Source organism: Granulimonas faecalis (assembly GCF_022834715.1).
Classification (GTDB): domain Bacteria; phylum Actinomycetota; class Coriobacteriia; order Coriobacteriales; family Atopobiaceae; genus Granulimonas; species Granulimonas faecalis.
Map to the genome: position 1 here is coordinate 1,205,068 of NZ_BQKC01000001.1, position 17,524 is coordinate 1,222,591.

Here is a 17,524-nt window from a genome sequence, read left to right on the forward strand (position 1 = left end):
TCCGTTGTGAACGTCAGAGCAGTGACTCGAGCACGTAGGGAAGGATACCGCCTGCGGTGAGGTACGCCCCTTCCGTGGGCGTGTCCACACGGACGCGGCATCGGAAATCGACCGTCTTGCCACCACGCTGAAGCCCATGCACCCACACGACGGCGGGGTCGGGCAGGCCGCCGGAGAAGTCGACGGGGTCCACGGAGATGACCTCCGAGCCGTCGAGGCCGAGCGACGCCGCGTCTCCGTCCACGAGCTCCAGGGGCACGATGCCCATGCCCACGAGGTTGGAGCGGTGGATGCGCTCGAAGCTGCCCGCCACCACGGCGCGGACGCCCTGGAGGAGGGGGCCCTTGGCGGCCCAGTCTCGGCTGGAGCCGCTGCCGTACATCCTGCCCGCGAGGACCACGAGGGGCACGCCGTGGGCGCGGTAGTCCTCGGCAGCGTCCCAGACGCTCGTCAGGTCGCCGGTGAGCAGGTCGCGGGTCACGCAGCCCCGCTCGCCGCCGGCAAGGCGGTTCTCAAGCTTGACGTTGGCGAACGTGCCGCGCTCCATGACCTCGTGGTTGCCGCGGCGCGCGCCGTAGGTGTTGAACCGATCCGGGTCGACGCCCCGGTCCTCGAGGTAGGCGGCGGCCGGGGAGCCGGCGGCGATGGCGCCGGCCGGCGAGATGTGGTCGGTGGTCACGAAGTCGCCGAGGTCCACGAGACACCGGGCGCCCTCGAGGGAGAAGGTTCTGCAGGCCTCCGCGATCTCGAAGTACGGCGGGCGGCGGATGTAGGTGGAGTCGGGATCCCAAGGGAAGGTGGCCGACGGCGCCGCCTCGATGAGGCGCCATGTGGCGTCGCCCTCCATGAGGGAGGCCGTGCCCTCCTCGTAGAGGCTGGCGTCGAGCACCTCGGAGAGGACGGCCGCCACCTCCTCGTCCGTGGGCATGAGGTCGGCGAGCATCACCGGCGAGCCGCACGCCGCGGTGCCGAGGGGCTCCACGGAGAGGTCGACGTCGACGGTGCCCGCGATGGAGTAGGCGACCACGAGGGCCGGGCTCGCGAGGTAGTTCTGGGCGACGTCCGGCGAGATGCGGCCGTCGAAGTTGCGGTTGCCCGACAGCACGCTGGCCAGCTCCATGGAGCTGGCCCAGGGCTTGAGGCACCCGAGGATCTCGCCGGAGTTGCCGATGCAGCTCATGCAGCCGTAGCCGCAGGTGTAGAAGCCCAGGCGCTCGAGGGGCCCCCTGAGCCCCGCGCGCTCGAGCAGGAGGCCGGCGGCGCGGGAGCCGGGCGCGAGGACCTTCTTGACCCAGGGCTTGGGCGCGAGGCCGGCCTCCACGGCGCGCCTGGCGGCGAGGCCGGCCGCGACGACCATCGCGGCGTCCGTGGCCGTGGTGCAGCTCGTGATGGCGGCGATGGCGATCGCGCCGTGGCCGAGCTCGAAGGTGCCCTCCCCCGTCTCGACGGTGAACCGCTCCGCCATGTCGCCGTGGCCGTTCCGGGCCGCGGCCCCCTCGAAGCGCCCCTTGAGCCCCGCGGGCGTGGTGCGGTTGTGGGGGCGCGAGGGGCCGGCGAGCGAGGTCCCCACCGACGCGAGGTCGAGTTCCAGCGTCTTGCCGTAGACGCGGGGCACCTCGGGGTCGAGCAGGCCCTGGGCCCGCACGTAGGCCTCGGCGAAGGCGACCTCCGCCCCGTCGCGCCCCGTGAGGCGCAGGTAGTCGAAGAGCTTGCCGTCCATGGGGAACAGCACGGCCGTGGAGCCGTACTCGGGGCACATGTTGGAGACGCAGGCGCGCTGGGTGACCGAGAGCGACAGGGCGCCGGGGCCCGTGGCCTCCACGACCTGGCCGACGACCCCCTCGGCGCGCAGGAGCTCGGCCACGGTGAGGGCGAGGTCCATGGCGCTCACGCCCGGGGCGAGCTCGCCGGTGAGGCGCAGCTCCACCACGCGGGGGACGAGCATGGGGATGGGCTGGCCGAGCGCGGCGGCCTCGGCCTCGATGCCGCCGACGCCCCAGCCCATGACGCCCAGGCCGTTGGCCGTGGTGGTGTGGGAGTCGGTGCCCACGAGGGTGTCGAAGCAGGCCATGGCCCCCTCGCCGCCCCAGAGGGCGTCCGTGCCCACGACCTCGCAGAAGCGCTCGACGTTGAGCTGGTGGCAGATGCCCTGGCCGGGCGGGACGATGGTCACGTTGTCGAACGAGGCCCCGGCCCACTTGAGGAAGGCGAACCGCTCCGCGTTGCGGCGGGCCTCCACGGCGAGGTTGTCGGCCAGGGCGGACGGACAGCCGGCCTCGTCGGCCGCCACGGAGTGGTCGACCACGAGCACGCAGGGAATCCTCGGGTTCACGCGGGCCGGGTCGCCGCCGCGGGCCGTCATGGCGTCGCGCATGGCGGCGAAGTCGCAGAACACGGGCACGCCGGTGAAGTCCTGGAACAGCACGCGGGCGGGCATGAAGTCGACCTCCTCGCCCGCCTCGCCGGAGAGGCCGGCCTCGACCACGCGGCGGGCGGCCTCGCAGGCGGCCTCGTCGGACGGGGCGCGGCGCACGACGTTCTCCAGCAGGCGCACGAGGGCCGAGGGCAGGCGCATGGCGTCGGGGATGCCGGAGACGTCCACCATGAGTCGCGAGACGCCGCCCGCCTCGAGGGTGCGCGGGGTGCGGGCTGCGGCGACGGCGGCGGCAAAGGCCGCGGGGTCAGGAATGTGCATGCTCTCTCTCCTCAAGGTAGCTCGCGAAGCTCACGTAGGGACCGCGGCCGCTGTCCGTGGCCTCCCCACCTTTTTTATAGAGCACCGCGAACAGGGCGCACCCTGCGGCGGAGGCGAGGACAAGGAACGGCAACATCGCCCCTGAGAACGGAGCCACCTCGAAGAAGGGGCCGAACGCCGTGATGCCGAGCACCGTGGCCGCGGCCATGGTCGCGAGCAGTGTGCGGCGCAGGGCGTTGAGCGGGCGCGACACGGCGTAGATGAGCGCCACGCCGAGAACCGCCACAACGCACGTGGCCACGGTGGAGACCTGGGCGTCGTCGAACCCGAGGGCGCCGCGGGCCAGGACCAAAGCGCCGAGGCCGAGCACGATGCCGGCGCTGGCCGGCACCGACCGTGAGAGCACGTTGGCGAGGAAGCTCCCCCTCACCCGGTCGCGGTTGGGCTCGAGGGCGAGCACAAGGCTCGGGATGCCCGTGAGGGTGACCGAGACGAGCGTGAGCTGGATCGGCAGCAGCGGATAGGGCGGGAAGAGGACGCAGAGCAGACCCACGGCCATGGAGAAGACCGTCTTCACGAGGAAGAGCGAGGCCGATCGCTGGAGGTTGTTGATGGAGCGCCGGCCCTCGTCCACCACGTGGGGCATGGAGGCGAAGTCGTTGTCCACGAGGACGATCTCGGCCACGGCGCGGGCGGCGTCGGAGCCCGAGGCCATGGCCACGGAGCAGTCGGCCTCTCGGAGGGCCAGCACGTCGTTCACGCCGTCGCCGGTCATGGCCACGGTGCGGCCCTGCCGCTGGAGGGCGCGCACGAGGCCGCGCTTCTGCTGCGGCGTCACGCGGCCGAACACCCGGTACCGGGCGGCGGCGTCCTCGACCTCCTCAGGGGTGCGCAGCGTCGTGGCGTCCACCCACGAGCCGGCGTCGGGCACTCCGGCCTCCGCAGCGATGGCCGACACCGTGCGCGGGTCGTCGCCCGAGATGACGTTGAGGCGCACGCCCTGCTCCCGGAAGAACGCCAGGGTCTCGGGGGCTGAGGGGCGGACCTCGTCGGCCACGGCGGCGAGGGCCAGGAGGCGCGGCGCGCCCACGGGGCGGTCGTCGCCGTCGAAGCCGTCCACGGCGCACACGGCCAGCACGCGGGCCGTGGCCGGGAAGCCCGCGACCACCGGGGCGGCACCGGCCGGCGCGCCGTCGGGGAACAGGAACTGGAGCGCGCCCACCGCGTAGGCGCCGCCCGCGGTGACGCAGCCGGAGTACTTGCGCTCGCTCGAGAAGGGCACGGCGCGCACGGCGGGCTCGGCGGCGACGCCCTCGCCCTCGAGGTACGAGAGGAAGGCACGGGCAGTCTCGTTGGCGTCGCCGGCGTTGGCGCCCATGACGGCGGCGAGGGCCGAGAGGGCCGCCTCCCGGGTCCCCCCCACCGGGACGAGCTCGCGCACGGTCATGGCGCCGGAGGTGATGGTGCCGGTCTTGTCCAGGCAGAGGACGTCCACCCGCGCCAGGGCCTCGATGCAGTAGAGCTGCTGCACGAGCACGTTCCGCTCGGCGAGGCGCACCGTGGCCACGGCGAGCACCGTGGACGTGAGCAGGATGAGCCCCTGGGGGATCATGCCCACGACGGCGGCCACGGTGGTGAGCACGGAGGACGACCAGCCGCCCCCCGCGAGGTAGGAGCGCAGAAACAGCGCCAGGCCCACGGGGACGAGCACGCAGGTGCCCAGGCGCACGATGAAACGCAGGGTGGCCATGATCTGGGAGTTCACCGGCTTGGCCGTCTTGGCCTCGGCGCCGATGCGGGCGGCGAAGGAGTCCGGGCCCACGGCCGTGGCCTGGGCGCAGACGGAGCCCGACACGACGAAGGAGCCCGAGAGCAGCGTGTCGCCGGGTGCCTTGGCCTGGGGCCTCGACTCGCCGGTGAGCAACGACTCGTTGACGAGGCACGAGCCCTCGCGCACGAGGCAGTCGCAGGGGACCTGGGCCCCGTGGGCGAGGAGCACGAGGTCGCCCAGGACGACATCGTCGGCCGGGACCTCTACCTCCCTGCCCTCCCGGCGCACCCGCACGGGCCGGGCGGCGAGGATGGTGAGGCGGTCGAGCGCCCGCTTGCTGCGGAGCTCCTGGAAGATGCCGATGGCGGCGTTCGCGGCCACCACGAACAGGAAGAGCATGTTGCGGTAGGAGCCCGTCGTGAAGACGAGGGCCGCGAGCGCCACGTTGACGGCGTTGAAGAGCGTGCACAGGTTGGAGCGCACGATGTCTGCCGTGGAGCGCGTCCCGGCGGAGGTGTCGCGGTTGCCCCGCCCCTCCGCGAGCTCCCGGGCGGCCCGGACGTCCGTGAGGCCGCCGGCCGGTGTGGGGTCGGCGGGGGGCGCGACGCCCCCCGCGGGTCGTTCTTCTGTCACCTTGCGTCTCCTCTCGGCGCCTCGGGCGATACGGAAAAGGCCGGGACCCGCTCGCGCAGACCCCGGCCCTAGATGCAGGTGGTGCCGACTGTGGGGCTCGAACCCACGACCTTTCGCTCCGGAGGCGAACGCTCTGATCCACTGAGCTAAGTCGGCGTGCGCCCATCACTATAACAGACATCGGCGCCCCCCGGCGCGAAGGGTGCCCAGAGCCGCCGCGGACACCCTCTGCGATGTAAACGCCCCGCTACGCGCCGCGTCCCCGGCTGTGGCGGCCCGCCCGGTTGTGGTAGGTTTGCTCGGATTGACCAAAACTGAAAGTCATCGAGAAGGAGGCGCCTTGATGATTGCCGTAGTCAGGCAGAGCGCGACCCAGGACCAGCTCGACCACTTCGTCTCGTGGCTGGAGTCCAAGGGTTTCTCGACCAACGTGAGCCGGGGCAGCAACGAGACCGTGGTGGGCCTCATCGGCGACACCACCACCATCGACCCGTTCCTGCTCGAGTCCATGGACATCATCGAGCACGTGACCCGCGTCTCCGAGCCCTTCAAGCAGGCCAACCGCAAGTTCCACCCCGCCGACACCGTGGTGGACTGCGGCCACGGCGTCCTTATCGGCGGCGGCAGCTTCCAGGTCATGGCCGGCCCCTGCTCCGTGGAGGGGGACAACCTGCTCGCCATCGCCCGCGAGGTCAAGGAGGCCGGCGCCACCATGCTCCGCGGCGGCGCCTTCAAGCCGCGCACCTCCCCCTACGCCAACCAAGGCATGGGCGCCGAGGGCCTGCGCCTGCTCCACGAGGCCGGCACCGAGCTCGGCATGCCCGTGGTGACCGAGATCATGGACGCCCGCGACGTCCAGCTTTTCGAGGACATGGAGGTCGACGTCCTCCAGGTGGGCGCCCGCAACATGCAGAACTTCACGCTCCTCAAGGAGCTCGGCAAGCTGCGCCGCCCCGTCCTGCTCAAGCGCGGCATGAGCGCCACCATCGACGAGTGGCTCATGAGCGCCGAGTACATCATGGCCGGCGGCAACGAGAACGTCGTCCTCTGCGAGCGCGGCGTGCGCACGTTCGAGACCCGCACGCGCAACACCTTCGACACCAACGCCATCGCCGTGGCCCACCACCTGTCGCACCTGCCCGTGGTGGGCGACCCCAGCCACGCCACCGGCTACACCCGCTACGTGGTGTCGGCCGCCCTCGCTGCCACGGCCGCGGGCGCCGACGGCCTCGAGATCGAGGTCCACGACCGCCCGGAGCACGCCTGGTCCGACGGCGCCCAGGCCCTCACCCCCAAGCAGTTCAGGAACGCCATGCGCCGCATCGAGCTCGTGCGCCAGGCCGTGACCATGGAGGACGAGTGACGGCCACGGGGACCGTGGTGCCCGGCCGCGTGGGGGTCGTGGGCCTCGGGCTCATCGGAGGCTCCTTCGCCCGGGCCCTCCACCGCGGGGGCACCGAGGTCCTGGCCTGGAACCGCACCCGCTCCATCTACGAGCTCGCCCGCGTGGAGACCGTCGACGGCGAGCTCGAGGGCGACGCCGTGGGCACCTGCGAGCTCATCGTGCTCACCACCTACCCGGCCCACTCCGTCGCGTGGCTCGAGGAGCACGCCCGCCTCGTCTCGCCCGACGCCGTGGTCATCGACGCCTGCGGCGTCAAGCGCGGCCCCTGCGGGCGCTGCCTGGCCGTCGCCCGGGAGCACGGCTTCGCCTTCGTGGGCGCGCACCCCATGGCCGGCACCCAGTACTCGGGCTTCGCCCACGCGCGCGCCGACCTCTTCGAGGGCGCCCCACTCGTGCTCTGCCCGCCCCCGGGCGACCCGGTGGAGAACCTGGCACTCCTCGACCGCGTGGCCGGCCTGCTCGCCCCCTGCGGGTTCGGGTCGGTCACCGTGGCCACGCCCGAGGAGCACGACGGGGAGATCGCCCACACCTCGCAGCTCGCCCACGTGGTGAGCAGCGCCTACGTCAAGAGTCCCCGGGCCGCCAGCCGCAAGGGGTTCTCGGCGGGGTCGTGGCGCGACCTCACCCGCGTGGCCTCGCTGAACGCCCCCATGTGGTCCGAGCTGTTCCTCGCCAACGCCGACAACCTCGTGGACGAGATCGACCTGATCGTGGGGCATCTGACCGAGTACCGCGACGCCATCGCGGCGGGCGACCGCGAGGCCCTGGAGGCCCTGCTCGAGGAGGGCAACCGCGCCAAGGAGGAGGCGGACCGATGAGCGAGACCCGCACCGTCCACGTGAGCGCTCCGTCGCGCCCCTACGACGTCACCGTGGGCGTGGGGCTGCTGCCACGCGTGGGGGCCGTGTGCCGCGACGCCTGCGGCGGCGACACGGCCTTCGTGGTGACCGACTCCAACGTGGGGCCGCTCTACGGCGACGCCGTGGAGCGGTCGCTCGCCGAGGCCGGCTACGGCACCGCCCGCTTCACCTTCCCCGCCGGCGAGGCCTCCAAGAACCCCGCCACGCTCTTCTCCTGCCTCGGGGCCATGGCCGACGCCGGGTGCACCCGAGACACCACGGTGGTGGCCCTCGGCGGCGGCGTCACCGGCGACCTCGCCGGCCTGGCCGCGGCCCTCTACATGCGGGGCTGCCCCGTGGTGCAGGTGCCGACGAGCCTGCTGGCCATGGTGGACTCCTCCGTCGGCGGCAAGACGGCCGTCGACCTCCCCCAGGGAAAGAACCTCGTGGGCGCCTTCTGGCAGCCCTGGGCCGTGGTGGCCGACGTCGCCTGCCTCGAGACCGTGCCCGGGGACCTGCTGCTCGACTCCGTGGGCGAGGTCGTGAAGCACGGCGTCCTGGCAGACCCGGAGCTGTTCGGGGAGGTCACCTCCTCCCCCGTCACGGCGCGTCCGCTCGACCTCGACCGCCTGGCCGCCGTGGTGGCCCGCAACGTGGAGATCAAGCGCGACGTCGTGGACGCCGACGAGCGCGAGCGCGGCCTGCGCCAGACGCTCAACCTGGGGCACACCGCCGGCCACGCCATCGAGGCCGCCAGCGGCTTCTCCCTGGGCCACGGCTCCTCCGTGGCCTGCGGGCTCGCCGTGGTGGCCCGGGGTTGCGCCGCCGAGGGGCTCACGGACCCGGCCGTGGCCGACGCCATCGTCGCCGGGATCGAGGCCTGCGGGCTGCCCGTGACCTGCGACGCGTCGGTGGACGAGGTCCTCGCCCTCTCCCGCTCCGACAAGAAGCGCCACGGCGACACCGTGAACCTCGTTGTGCCCGTGGCCGTCGGCAGGGCCGAGGTCGTTCCCATGCCCTTCGAGCGCTACGCCGCCGTCGTGCGGCGGGGCATGGGGGGCTGAGCCGTGGACCTCGTCGTCGGACCGGGCCCGCTCCAGGGCGGTGTGCACGCGCCCTCGAGCAAGTCCGTCGCCCACCGCGCCCTCGTCTGCGCGGCCGCGTCGTCCGCGCCCACGTTCGTGGAGTGCACGGACACCTCCCAGGACATCGACGCCACGGCCCGGTGCCTCGCCGCCCTCGGGGCGTCCGTCGAGGCTGTGCCGGGCCGCGGGTTCTCCGTCTCCCCCGTCCCCGACGCCGTGACGGGGCCCGTGACACTCGACTGCGGCGAGTCGGGGTCCACCCTTCGCTTCATGGTCCCCTTCGCGGCGGCCCTCGGCGCCGACGCCACGTTCGTGGGCGCCCGCCGGCTCCTCGAGCGCCCCATGGCGCCCCTCGAGGACGCCCTGGCCGCCCACGGCGTCTCCGTGTCCCGCGGCGACGGGCGCCTGCGCGCCACCGGGCGCATGACCCAGGGCACGTACGCCATGCCGGGCGACGTCAGCTCGCAGTTCGTCTCGGGCATCCTCATGGCCTCCCCCCTCGTGGGGGGGCCGGTGTCCGTGGACGTCTCCGGCCCCGTGGCGTCCGCCCCCTACATCGCGCTCACCGCCTCGGTCATGGCGGGCTTCGGCCGCCCGGTCTCCGCCGAGGGCCGCGCCGCCGGCACCGTCTACGCCGCCGACGGCACCGGCCGGCTCGTGGCGCCGGGCGGCACCGTGGAGGTGGAGGGCGACTGGTCCAACGCCGCGTTCTGGCTCGTGGCGGGGGCCTTGGGCTCCGAGGTCGCCGTCACCGGCGTCGACCGCACGAGCGCCCAGGGGGACCGCGCCGTCACGGCGGCCCTGGCCCTCCTCGGCGCCTCGGTCTCCCAGGGCGCCCGGTGGGCCTCCGCCTCCGTGGGCGAGCCGCGCGCCGCCACCCTCGACGTCGAGCAGACCCCCGACCTCGTGCCGCCCCTGGCCGTGGCCGCCGCGCTCGCCCCGGGAACGTCCCGCATCACAGGCACGGCCCGGCTCCGCATCAAGGAGTCCGACCGGGTGGCCACTGTCGCCGCATGCCTCCGGGCCGTGGGCGCCGACGTCTCCGTGGAGGGCGACGACATCCTCGTCCACGGCGGCGCGCCCCTCCCGGGCGGCGCCGTGGACGCCGCCAACGACCACCGCATCGCCATGATGGCCGCCGTGGCGGCCACGCGCTGCGAGGGGCCCGTGACCATCAGGGGGGCCGAGTGCGTGGCCAAGAGCTACCCCCGGTTCTTCGACGACTACGCCGCCCTCGGCGGCACCGTGAGGGAGGTGCGCCCGTGAGCTCCACCATCGGCACCTCGGTGCGCTGCACCGTCTTCGGCCAGTCCCACTCCGAGGCCATCGGCTGCGTCGTCGAGGGACTGCCCGCCGGCTTCCGACCCGACATGGGGCGCCTCGCGCGCTTCATGGCCCGCAGGGCCCCCGGCCGCGACCCGTGGTCCACGCCGCGCAGGGAGGCCGACGCCCCGCGCATCGTCTCGGGCCTCAACCCCGACGGCGAGACCTGCGGAGCGCCCCTCTGCGCCATCGTCGCGAACACGAACACCCGCAGCTCCGACTACGAGGAGCTCCGGCGCGTGCCGCGCCCCGGCCATGCCGACTGGCCCGTCCAGGTGCGCTGGGAGGGGTTCCAGGACGTCGCCGGCGGCGGCCACTTCTCCGGCCGCCTCACCGCCCCCCTCTGCGTCGCCGGCGGCATCTGCCTCCAGATGCTCGAGGGGCGCGGCGTCTCCGTGGCCGCCCACCTCGCCGAGGTCGCGGGCGTGGCCGACGAGCCCCTCGTCTACCGCCTCGACGCCCCGGGCGCGGAGGCCGCCCTCCGGGCCCAGATGGCCGCCCTCGCCGACGCCGCCTTCCCCGTCCTCGACGCCGAGGCGGGCGAGGCCATGAGGGCGGCCGTCGAGGAGGCGCGGGCGGGCCTCGACTCCGTGGGCGGCGTCGTGGAGTGCGTGGCCACGGGCCTGCCCGCCGGCGTGGGCTCGCCCATGTTCGACGGCGTCGAGAACCTCCTCGCCCGGGCGCTCTTCGGCATCCCGGCCGTCAAGGGCGTGGAGTTCGGCAGCGGGTTCCGGGCCGCCTCCATGCGCGGCAGCGAGCACAACGACCCCTACGTCCCAGGCGCCCGCGGCCCCCAGCCCGCCAAGAACGACGCCGGCGGCATCCTCGGCGGCCTCACCACGGGCGCGCCGCTGCGCGTGGCCGTGGCCGTCAAGCCCACGTCCTCCATCGGGCGCCCCCAGCGCTCGGTCGACGTCGCGACGGGCGAGGCGGCCGAGCTCCGCGTCAGGGGGCGTCACGACCCCTGCATCGCCCCCCGGGCCGTCCCCGTGGTCGAGGCCGTCTGCGCCCTCGTCCTCATGGACGCCCTCGTCACGTTCTCCCCCCGCGACGCCGTCTGGCGCCCCGGCAACTGACCGTCACCCACCGGAAGGAGACCCCCATGGCAGACCTCTCCCAGATCCGCGAGCGCATCGACGCCGTCGACAGCCAGCTCCTCGACCTCTTCTCCCAGCGCATGGCGCTCACCGACGAGGTGGCCGCCTACAAGGCCGGGCGCGGCCTGCCCGTGCTCGACCGCGCCCGCGAACGCGCGAAGATCGCCGAGGTCTCCGAGGCGGCCCCCGAGGGCGTCCGCGACTATGCCGTGGTGCTCTTCAACCTCCTCATGGAGGTGTCGCGGGCCAACCAGTCCGCCTACGTCTCGGGCAACGCCGACCTCGTCGAGGCCATCGAGCGGGCGCGCCGCGACACCCCCGACCTCTTCCCCCGCACGGCCTTCGTGGCCTGCCAGGGCGTGGAGGGGGCCTACTCCCAGCTGGCGGCCGACAAGCTCTTCAAGCACGCCGACCTCTCGTTCTTCTCGACGTTCGAGGGCGTCTTCAAGGCCGTCGACCAGGGCTTCTGCCAGTACGGCGTGCTGCCGTTCGAGAACTCCACGGCCGGCACCGTCAACCAGGTCTACGACCTCATGGGCGCCTACGACTTCCACATCGTGCGGACCGTGCGCCTCAAGGTGGACCACAACCTGCTCGCCAAGCCCGGCTGCACCCTCGAGGCCGTGACGGACATCTACTCCCACCAGCAGGCCATCGACCAGTGCGCCGACTTCCTGGCCTCCCTGGAGGGCGTGACCGTGCACATGGTCGAGAACACCGCCGTGGCCGCCAAGATGGTGGCCGACGGCGACAACCCCGGGGCCGCCGCCCTCGGCAGCCGGAGCGCCGCCGAGGTCTACGGCCTGGAGACCGTGCGCCGCGCCGTGCAGGACCTGGGCGGCAACTACACGCGCTTCGCCTGCATCTCCAAGAACCTCGAGATCTACCCCGGCGCCGACCGCACCTCGCTCTCGGCCGTGGTCGCCAACCGCCCCGGGTCCCTCTACAAGGTGCTGGCCCGCTTCTACTCGCTGGACATCAACCTCGTGAAGCTCGAGAGCCGCCCCCTCCCCGACCGCGACTTCGACTACCTGTTCTACTTCGACGTCGACTGCCCCGTGGCCGCGCCCGAGTTCACCCGCCTCGTCGGCTCCCTCGACGACGTCTGCGAGGAGTTCCGCTACCTGGGCTCCTACTCCGAGGAGGTCTAGGCCATGACGGGTCGCGAGGTCATAGCGCCCGCCGCCGACGCGGTGGCGGAGGCGCTCGCCGCGGGGCGGGCCGTGCGCGACGCCGAGCAGGGACCCGCCCCCGAGGACGCCCCCTACGGGCTCCTCGGCGGCGCCCTCGGCCACTCGTGGTCGCCCCGGATCCACCGGGAGCTGGGAAGCTTCCCCTACGCCCTCCACGCGCTGCCGGACCCCGCGGACGCCGCGGACCTCGTCCGCAGCGGCGACTGGCGCGGCCTCAACGTCACCATCCCCCACAAGCGCCTGGCCGCCGAGGCGGCCGACGTCCGCACGCCCTTCGTCGAGGCCCACGGCGCGGCCAACACGCTTGTGCGCCTCGACGACGGGCGCGTCCTCGCCGACAACACGGACCCGTGGGGTTTCGCCTTCCTCCTCGACGGCTTCCTGCGGCGCCACATGGGGGCCGACGCCTCATGGCTCCGAGGGCGCAAGGCCGTGGTGCTCGGGACCGGCGGCGCCTCCGAGGCCGTGGGCTCCGTGCTGTCCGAGGCCGGCGCCGAGGTGGCCCGCATCAGCCGCTCCGGGGGCCCGGGCCACGGCTACGGGACCCTCGTGGAGGACCACGGCGACGCGGCCCTGCTCGTGAACACGACGCCGGTGGGGATGTACCCCGCGTGCCCGGCGTCGCCCCTCCCCGCCGGCATCCTCGGGGCCATGGAGGGGCTTCGGGGGGTCCTCGACATCGTCTACAACCCGCTGCGTACCGGGCTCGTGCTCGACGCCCGTGACGCCGGCATCCCCGCCGAGGGCGGCCTCGTCATGCTCGTCGCCCAGGCCCTCCGCTCGAGCGAGCTCTGGCAGGGCGTGGGGCTCGACCACGACCTCGTGGGGCGGATCGCCGGCGAGCTGGAGCGCGGGTCCATGAACGTGTTCTTCATCGGCATGCCGGGCTGCGGGAAGACCGGCGCCGCCCGCAGGCTCGCGCGCATGGTCCAGCGCCCCTTCGTCGACCTCGACGACGCCTTCGAGATGGAGTACGGCGAGACGCCGGCAGCGTGCATCGCCCGCGACGGCGAGGCGGCCTTCCGCGACCGGGAGACCGCGGTGCTCGCCGCCCATGGCGCCGACACCGGCCTCGTCGTGGCCTGCGGGGGCGGCGTGGTGTGCCGCCCGGAGAACCGCCGCCTCATGGAGCAGAACGGCACGGTCGTCATGCTCGACCGCCCGCTCGACCAGCTCTCCCGCAACGACCGGCCGCTCACCGCGGCCAGGGGCGTGGAGGCGCTGGCCGCCGAGCGCATGCCCCTCTACCGGGAGTGGGCCGACCTCGAGGTGCGCTGCACCGGCTCGGCCGAGGGCGACGCCGTGCTCGTGAGGTCCCTGCTCGGCCTCTGACCGCCCGCCGGCGGCCGGGTTCATGCCCGGCCGCCGCTCGGCGGCCAGCCGTGCTCGTTCAAAGGAACATCGCCCCCAGCGGACCCGCGCTCCCCCATCATGGAAAAATGATTCCGATAACGAAGGGTCGGCCATGGAGGGGGAGGTGCCCGCGTGGACTCTGGGAAGACCGCCCGGCAGGTGCTCGACGCCTGCGGGGGCAAGGGGAACGTGAGGGCCAACGCCATCTGCATGACCCGGCTGAGGCTCGAGCTCGATGACACCTCGCAGGTGGACTCCGACCGCCTTGGCACACTCCACGGCGTCCTCGGCGTCCGCTCCCACGGCACCAACGGCGTGGAGGTCGTGTTCGGCCCCGCCGTCATCGACGCCATCGCCCTCGACTTCTGCGACCTCACCGGGCTCCCGCTCGGCCGCAAGACCGCCAAGGCCATCTCGACCATGACGGTCGGGGCGCCGCGACGCGAGGCCAGGCCCCGCCAGGAGGTGCCGCGCGACGCCAACCCCGGCCGACGGGCCAGCTACGCCGCCCAGCGCAAGGCCAACCGCGCCCTCAAGGCCTCCGCGGCCGCACAGGACGCCGCCGCGGAGGCCCGGACGGACGACCTCGACCAGCTCCGCCGCATGCTCGAGGGCCCGGGCTCGCTCCTCGACGCCGCCGACGCCGCGGCGGCCGCCACCGCGCGGGCCGAGGAGCCCGCGACGCCGCGCCTTCTCGTGCTCAACGGCCCCAACCTCAACATGCTGGGCGTGCGCGAGCCCGCCATCTACGGGAGCGGCACCTACGCCGACCTCGTCTCCCTCTGCCGGCGCGAGGGCAGGCTCGCGGGCTTCTCCGAGGTGCGCTGCTTCCAGAGCAACCACGAGGGAGCCCTGGTGGACGAGATCCAGGCCGCGCTCGGCCGCTACGACGCCATCGTCCTCAACCCCGCCGCCTACACGCACACCTCTGTGGCCCTGCTCGACGCCCTCAAAGCCGTGGGCATCCCCTGCGTGGAGGTGCACATCTCCGACGTCTCGTCCCGCGAGGACTTCCGCCAGGTGAGCTACGTGCGCGCCGCCTGCGTGGCCACCGTGTCCGGCGAGGGGCTCGCGGGTTACGGGCACGCCATCCGCATCCTCGCGGACGCGCTCGACGGCTGAGGCCGCCGGCACGCCCCCGCATATGGAGAAAGGCGCGGCCCCCGAGGGGGCCGCGCCTTTCCGTGCCGTCGTCCGGGGCCTCAGCTCGCCACGTCGTGGGGCTCGTCGAGGCCGAAGGCCGCGTAGCCGTTGCGGCACTCCCCCGCCTCGATGGCGCTCTTGATGGCATAGATGCCGTCGGCGGTGGACAGGCCGCAGCCTGCGGGCATCCAGAAACTCTCGCCGAAGCGGCGCTCGAACTCGTCGCACAGGTCGTAGAATCGGTCGATGGCGGTTGTCGGGGCATTCATGGTCATCACTCCAACCCAGGGCGCTCAGCCGTCTGGCAACTGGAACAACTTTAACAGGTTAAAAACAGGTTGTAAGCATGTTCGTCGATACGAAGGGCGAACGGTCGAATGGGGCGCCCCATCGCGACATCCCGGACGGTCCGGGGCCCTGCCGTCGACGGTCTCATGCCGCCCTATCGCACAGCGTGGGCGAGCTGTGGCACGGCGGCGGCCCCACGGTCACGATGGGCTCCGTTGGGTATCGACCACGACACGCACCCGGAGAAGGGAGACCCCATGTCCCGCACCGTAGTCCTCGAGGGCGACGTCCCCAGCGCGCCCTGCATCGTCGACCCCGCGCCGCTCTCGCACCTCGCCCCCGGCGAGGCCTTCGCCATGGAGGCGCACCCGCTCACCGAGGGGGAGCGCTCCGCGCTCGAGGGGGCCGGCGCGTTCACCGAGCGCCGGCCGGCCTACGCCCTCTGGTACGGCGGGTCCTTCGTGGGTGCCGCCACGGGCCTCACCCACGCAGTCCGCGCCCTCCTCTCGCTCGGAGACTCCGTCACGGTGGCGGCCGTGCGCACCGAGGGCGGGCTGGGCGGCTACCGCGGCGTAGAGCTCGAGCTCCCGGAGGCCGACCCCTTCGAGCGCTGGTACCGCTTCGTGGAGTGCGGCGTCGATATGCCCCTCGACGCCCCCGTCTCGGTCGTCAACCTCGCCGTGGAGGAGGGCGCCCCGCAGGGCGGGCGCGCGACCGTGACCGTGGGCGAGCCCCAGGGCGAGGCGCTTCCCGTCACCCTCGCCGGGACCGATGCGGAGGGCTCCCCCACCTCGGCCACCTACTCCGTCGTGCCGCGCCAGCACCACTCCTACGGGGTGCTCGAGACCCTCGCGGGACGCACGTGCGAGGCCGTCGTGGAACGGCGCGACAGCTTCACGCACCGTGGCACCCGGTACCTGAAGGTCTTCATCGACACCGCGCGCTGACCCGTGGCCCGCATCCGGAGGTTCTCCTGCGAGGTGGCCGGCGTGCCCGTGGACGTGGTGTTCCGGGCGCGGCGGCGCTTCGTGCTGCGGCCCGGCCGCGACGGACGGGTGACGGTCTCGGCGCCGAGGTCCATGGGGCGCGCGGCCGTGCTGGCATGGCTCGGGGGCGAGGGCGCCGACGTCCTCGCCCCCGTCGCCCAGCGCCTGCCTGCGGCCGACGAGCTCGAGCGTAGGCGCGCCTGGGGCCGGCTCCGGGAGGGCGACGTCGTCGCCGTCTGGGGGCGCCCGGTCGCGGTGCGCCTCGAGACGGCGGAGGGGAGGCCGGCCGCCCGCGTCGAGGACGGGTCGCTCGTGCTCGGGGTCCCCGACCCGAAGGACCCCTCGGAGGAGGCCCACCAACTTAGGAGGCGCCTCTTCGAGGGGCTGCTGAGAAGCGAGCTCGCCGCGGCGGTTCCCGGGGCCCGGGAGCGGGCCGAGAGGGCCGTCGGCACAGGGACCGGCCGGTGGACCGTGCGGCGCATGGGCAGCCGCTGGGGCTCCTGCCGGCCGTCCACGGGCTCGGTCTCGATCGCGCTCGACCTCGCCTGCCACGACCCGGCCTTCCTCGACCTCGTGGCCGTGCACGAGGTCGCCCACATGGAGGCGCCCGACCACGGCCCCCGCTTCTCGGAGGTCATGGACCGGGCGCTGCCGGGGTGGCGCGGGCTCCAGGCGGACCTCGACCGCGAGGGCATGCGGCTGCCGCCCGACGCCCCGGCCAAGGCTTAGGGTCGGGGGCTAGTACGGGACGTAGTGTGTCACGAGGTAGCCGCCGTCGCAGCAGGTCTGGAACCCGATGCCGCCGTCGGCATGGGTGAAGTCGTAGACGCCGCTCGCATAGTAGTCGGAGCCCTCGGGCACCACCATGGATCCCGCGTAGGCGTAGCGCTGGCCGTCGACGACCACTGTGTCGGGCCTGGACGCGATCTGCCCGCCGGACTCGGACCAGTCGTGGGCCACGTAGTAGCCGTCGGCCCACTGGGTGCAGGCCCCGTCGGACGCGCCCTCGGCCGCCCCGTACTCGTCGCGGTAGGAGACGTTCCACGCGTCGTCGCCCCCGGTGACCTCGGCGCCGCCGGCCGACACGGCCCCGTCGGCGGCCCTGTCGGCGGCCCCGGCGGCGGCCCCGGCGGCGGCACCCGCCGCAGGGTCCCGGGCCCTGCGCCCTTCGGCGGCCCGCAGCTCGGCGGCGCGGGTCTCGGCCGCTTTCTCCTCCGCGGAGCGTGTGGCGGCGTCGGCGGCCGCATGGAGCCGGTCCCCGAGCGCCCGGGCGTCCATGACCCCCGGCACGCCGCCGAAGACGCCGGCACCGGCGCTGCCCCGCCGCGCGATCGCCTGGATGTCGCGGTTGGCCCGGGCGATGAGGGCGTCAAGCTCGCAGTAGGTGGAGGGGTCCTTGACGGAGCCGGCGTCGAGCGGGGCCGCGGCGGACGAGGCGTAGAGTGCCGCCTCGCTCAGGGTGGCGATGTCCTCGTCGGCCGGGGCGCCGGGACCCGGGGCAGACCGGAGCGCGGCGGCGTCGGCCGCGGCGGCGGGGCCCGCAAGGGCGATGGCGAGGGCGGCTGACGCCGCGAGGAGGGGCGCGTGGGCGATTCTGTCCATGGGGTTCTTTCCTTTGTGATGAGCCCTGAACCGAGCTGCGGTCACATCGGAATTACCCTCAGAAAAGGGACTCTCAACTCAGGGGGAATAACAGAGGGACAATCTCAGGAG

The 17,524-nt window shown here is 73.6% G+C and carries 14 protein-coding genes and 1 tRNA gene; 10 read left to right on the plus strand and 5 right to left on the minus strand.

What is annotated here, in order from left to right; translation table 11 throughout:
- Positions 1-13: 13 nt before the first annotated feature.
- From acnA to OR600_RS05485, 3 genes are all read right to left on the minus strand, one after another.
- The gene (acnA, locus tag OR600_RS05475) at positions 14-2,695 is read right to left on the minus strand and encodes an aconitate hydratase AcnA (RefSeq protein WP_265590793.1); all 2,682 of its coding nucleotides are present in this window, start codon (positions 2,693-2,695) and stop codon (positions 14-16) included.
- A complete protein-coding gene (locus OR600_RS05480; RefSeq protein WP_265590794.1) occupies positions 2,682-5,099 on the minus strand; it encodes an HAD-IC family P-type ATPase in 2,418 nt (805 codons plus the stop codon). Before OR600_RS05480 ends, acnA begins: the two co-directional genes overlap by 14 nt.
- A 79-nt stretch (positions 5,100-5,178) precedes the next feature.
- Positions 5,179-5,255, minus strand: a tRNA-Arg gene (locus OR600_RS05485).
- Between the two features lie 187 nt (positions 5,256-5,442).
- Between OR600_RS05485 and aroF the strand changes: the two genes are divergently transcribed.
- The 8 genes from aroF (at position 5,443) to OR600_RS05525 (ending at position 14,516) form a co-directional block, all read left to right on the plus strand.
- Positions 5,443-6,462 carry a 3-deoxy-7-phosphoheptulonate synthase gene (aroF, locus tag OR600_RS05490; RefSeq protein WP_135977290.1) on the plus strand — a complete coding sequence of 340 codons (1,020 nt, stop codon included), beginning with the start codon at positions 5,443-5,445 and terminating at the stop codon, positions 6,460-6,462.
- Positions 6,459-7,322, plus strand: a complete 864-nt coding sequence (locus tag OR600_RS05495) for a prephenate dehydrogenase (RefSeq protein WP_135977289.1) — start codon at positions 6,459-6,461, stop codon at positions 7,320-7,322. The genes aroF and OR600_RS05495 overlap by 4 nt, the downstream gene beginning before the upstream one ends.
- On the plus strand, positions 7,319-8,407 hold the full coding sequence (aroB, locus tag OR600_RS05500) for a 3-dehydroquinate synthase (RefSeq protein ID WP_135977288.1): 1,089 nt from the start codon (positions 7,319-7,321) through the stop codon (positions 8,405-8,407). Before OR600_RS05495 ends, aroB begins: the two co-directional genes overlap by 4 nt.
- A gap of 3 nt (positions 8,408-8,410) precedes the next feature.
- Positions 8,411-9,694, plus strand: coding sequence for a 3-phosphoshikimate 1-carboxyvinyltransferase (gene aroA / locus OR600_RS05505; protein ID WP_265590795.1), 1,284 nt, complete (start codon positions 8,411-8,413; stop codon positions 9,692-9,694).
- Positions 9,691-10,827, plus strand: coding sequence for a chorismate synthase (gene aroC / locus OR600_RS05510; protein ID WP_265590796.1), 1,137 nt, complete (start codon positions 9,691-9,693; stop codon positions 10,825-10,827). Before aroA ends, aroC begins: the two co-directional genes overlap by 4 nt.
- Positions 10,828-10,853: 26 nt before the next feature.
- A complete protein-coding gene (locus OR600_RS05515) occupies positions 10,854-11,999 on the plus strand; it encodes a bifunctional chorismate mutase/prephenate dehydratase (RefSeq protein ID WP_135977285.1) in 1,146 nt (381 codons plus the stop codon).
- Positions 12,000-12,002: 3 nt separating this feature from the next.
- Positions 12,003-13,373 (plus strand): shikimate kinase, encoded by a 1,371-nt coding sequence (locus OR600_RS05520; protein WP_135977284.1) that lies wholly within the window; start codon positions 12,003-12,005, stop codon positions 13,371-13,373.
- A gap of 153 nt (positions 13,374-13,526) precedes the next feature.
- On the plus strand, positions 13,527-14,516 hold the full coding sequence (locus OR600_RS05525; RefSeq protein WP_251173234.1) for a type II 3-dehydroquinate dehydratase: 990 nt from the start codon (positions 13,527-13,529) through the stop codon (positions 14,514-14,516).
- An 80-nt stretch (positions 14,517-14,596) separates the two neighbouring features.
- Here OR600_RS05525 and OR600_RS05530 read toward each other — a convergent pair whose 3' ends face one another.
- Positions 14,597-14,806, minus strand: a complete 210-nt coding sequence (locus OR600_RS05530; protein WP_135977282.1) for a hypothetical protein — start codon at positions 14,804-14,806, stop codon at positions 14,597-14,599.
- A 276-nt stretch (positions 14,807-15,082) separates the two neighbouring features.
- Between OR600_RS05530 and OR600_RS05535 the strand changes: the two genes are divergently transcribed.
- Both OR600_RS05535 and OR600_RS05540 read left to right on the plus strand, forming a co-directional pair.
- Positions 15,083-15,772 (plus strand): hypothetical protein, encoded by a 690-nt coding sequence (locus tag OR600_RS05535; RefSeq protein ID WP_265590797.1) that lies wholly within the window; start codon positions 15,083-15,085, stop codon positions 15,770-15,772.
- Positions 15,773-15,775: 3 nt separating this feature from the next.
- The gene (locus OR600_RS05540) at positions 15,776-16,540 is read left to right on the plus strand and encodes a M48 family metallopeptidase (protein ID WP_251173233.1); all 765 of its coding nucleotides are present in this window, start codon (positions 15,776-15,778) and stop codon (positions 16,538-16,540) included.
- Between the two features lie 9 nt (positions 16,541-16,549).
- Here OR600_RS05540 and OR600_RS05545 read toward each other — a convergent pair whose 3' ends face one another.
- Positions 16,550-17,413, minus strand: a complete 864-nt coding sequence (locus OR600_RS05545; RefSeq protein ID WP_265590798.1) for a hypothetical protein — start codon at positions 17,411-17,413, stop codon at positions 16,550-16,552.
- Between the last annotated feature and the right edge of the window lie 111 nt (positions 17,414-17,524).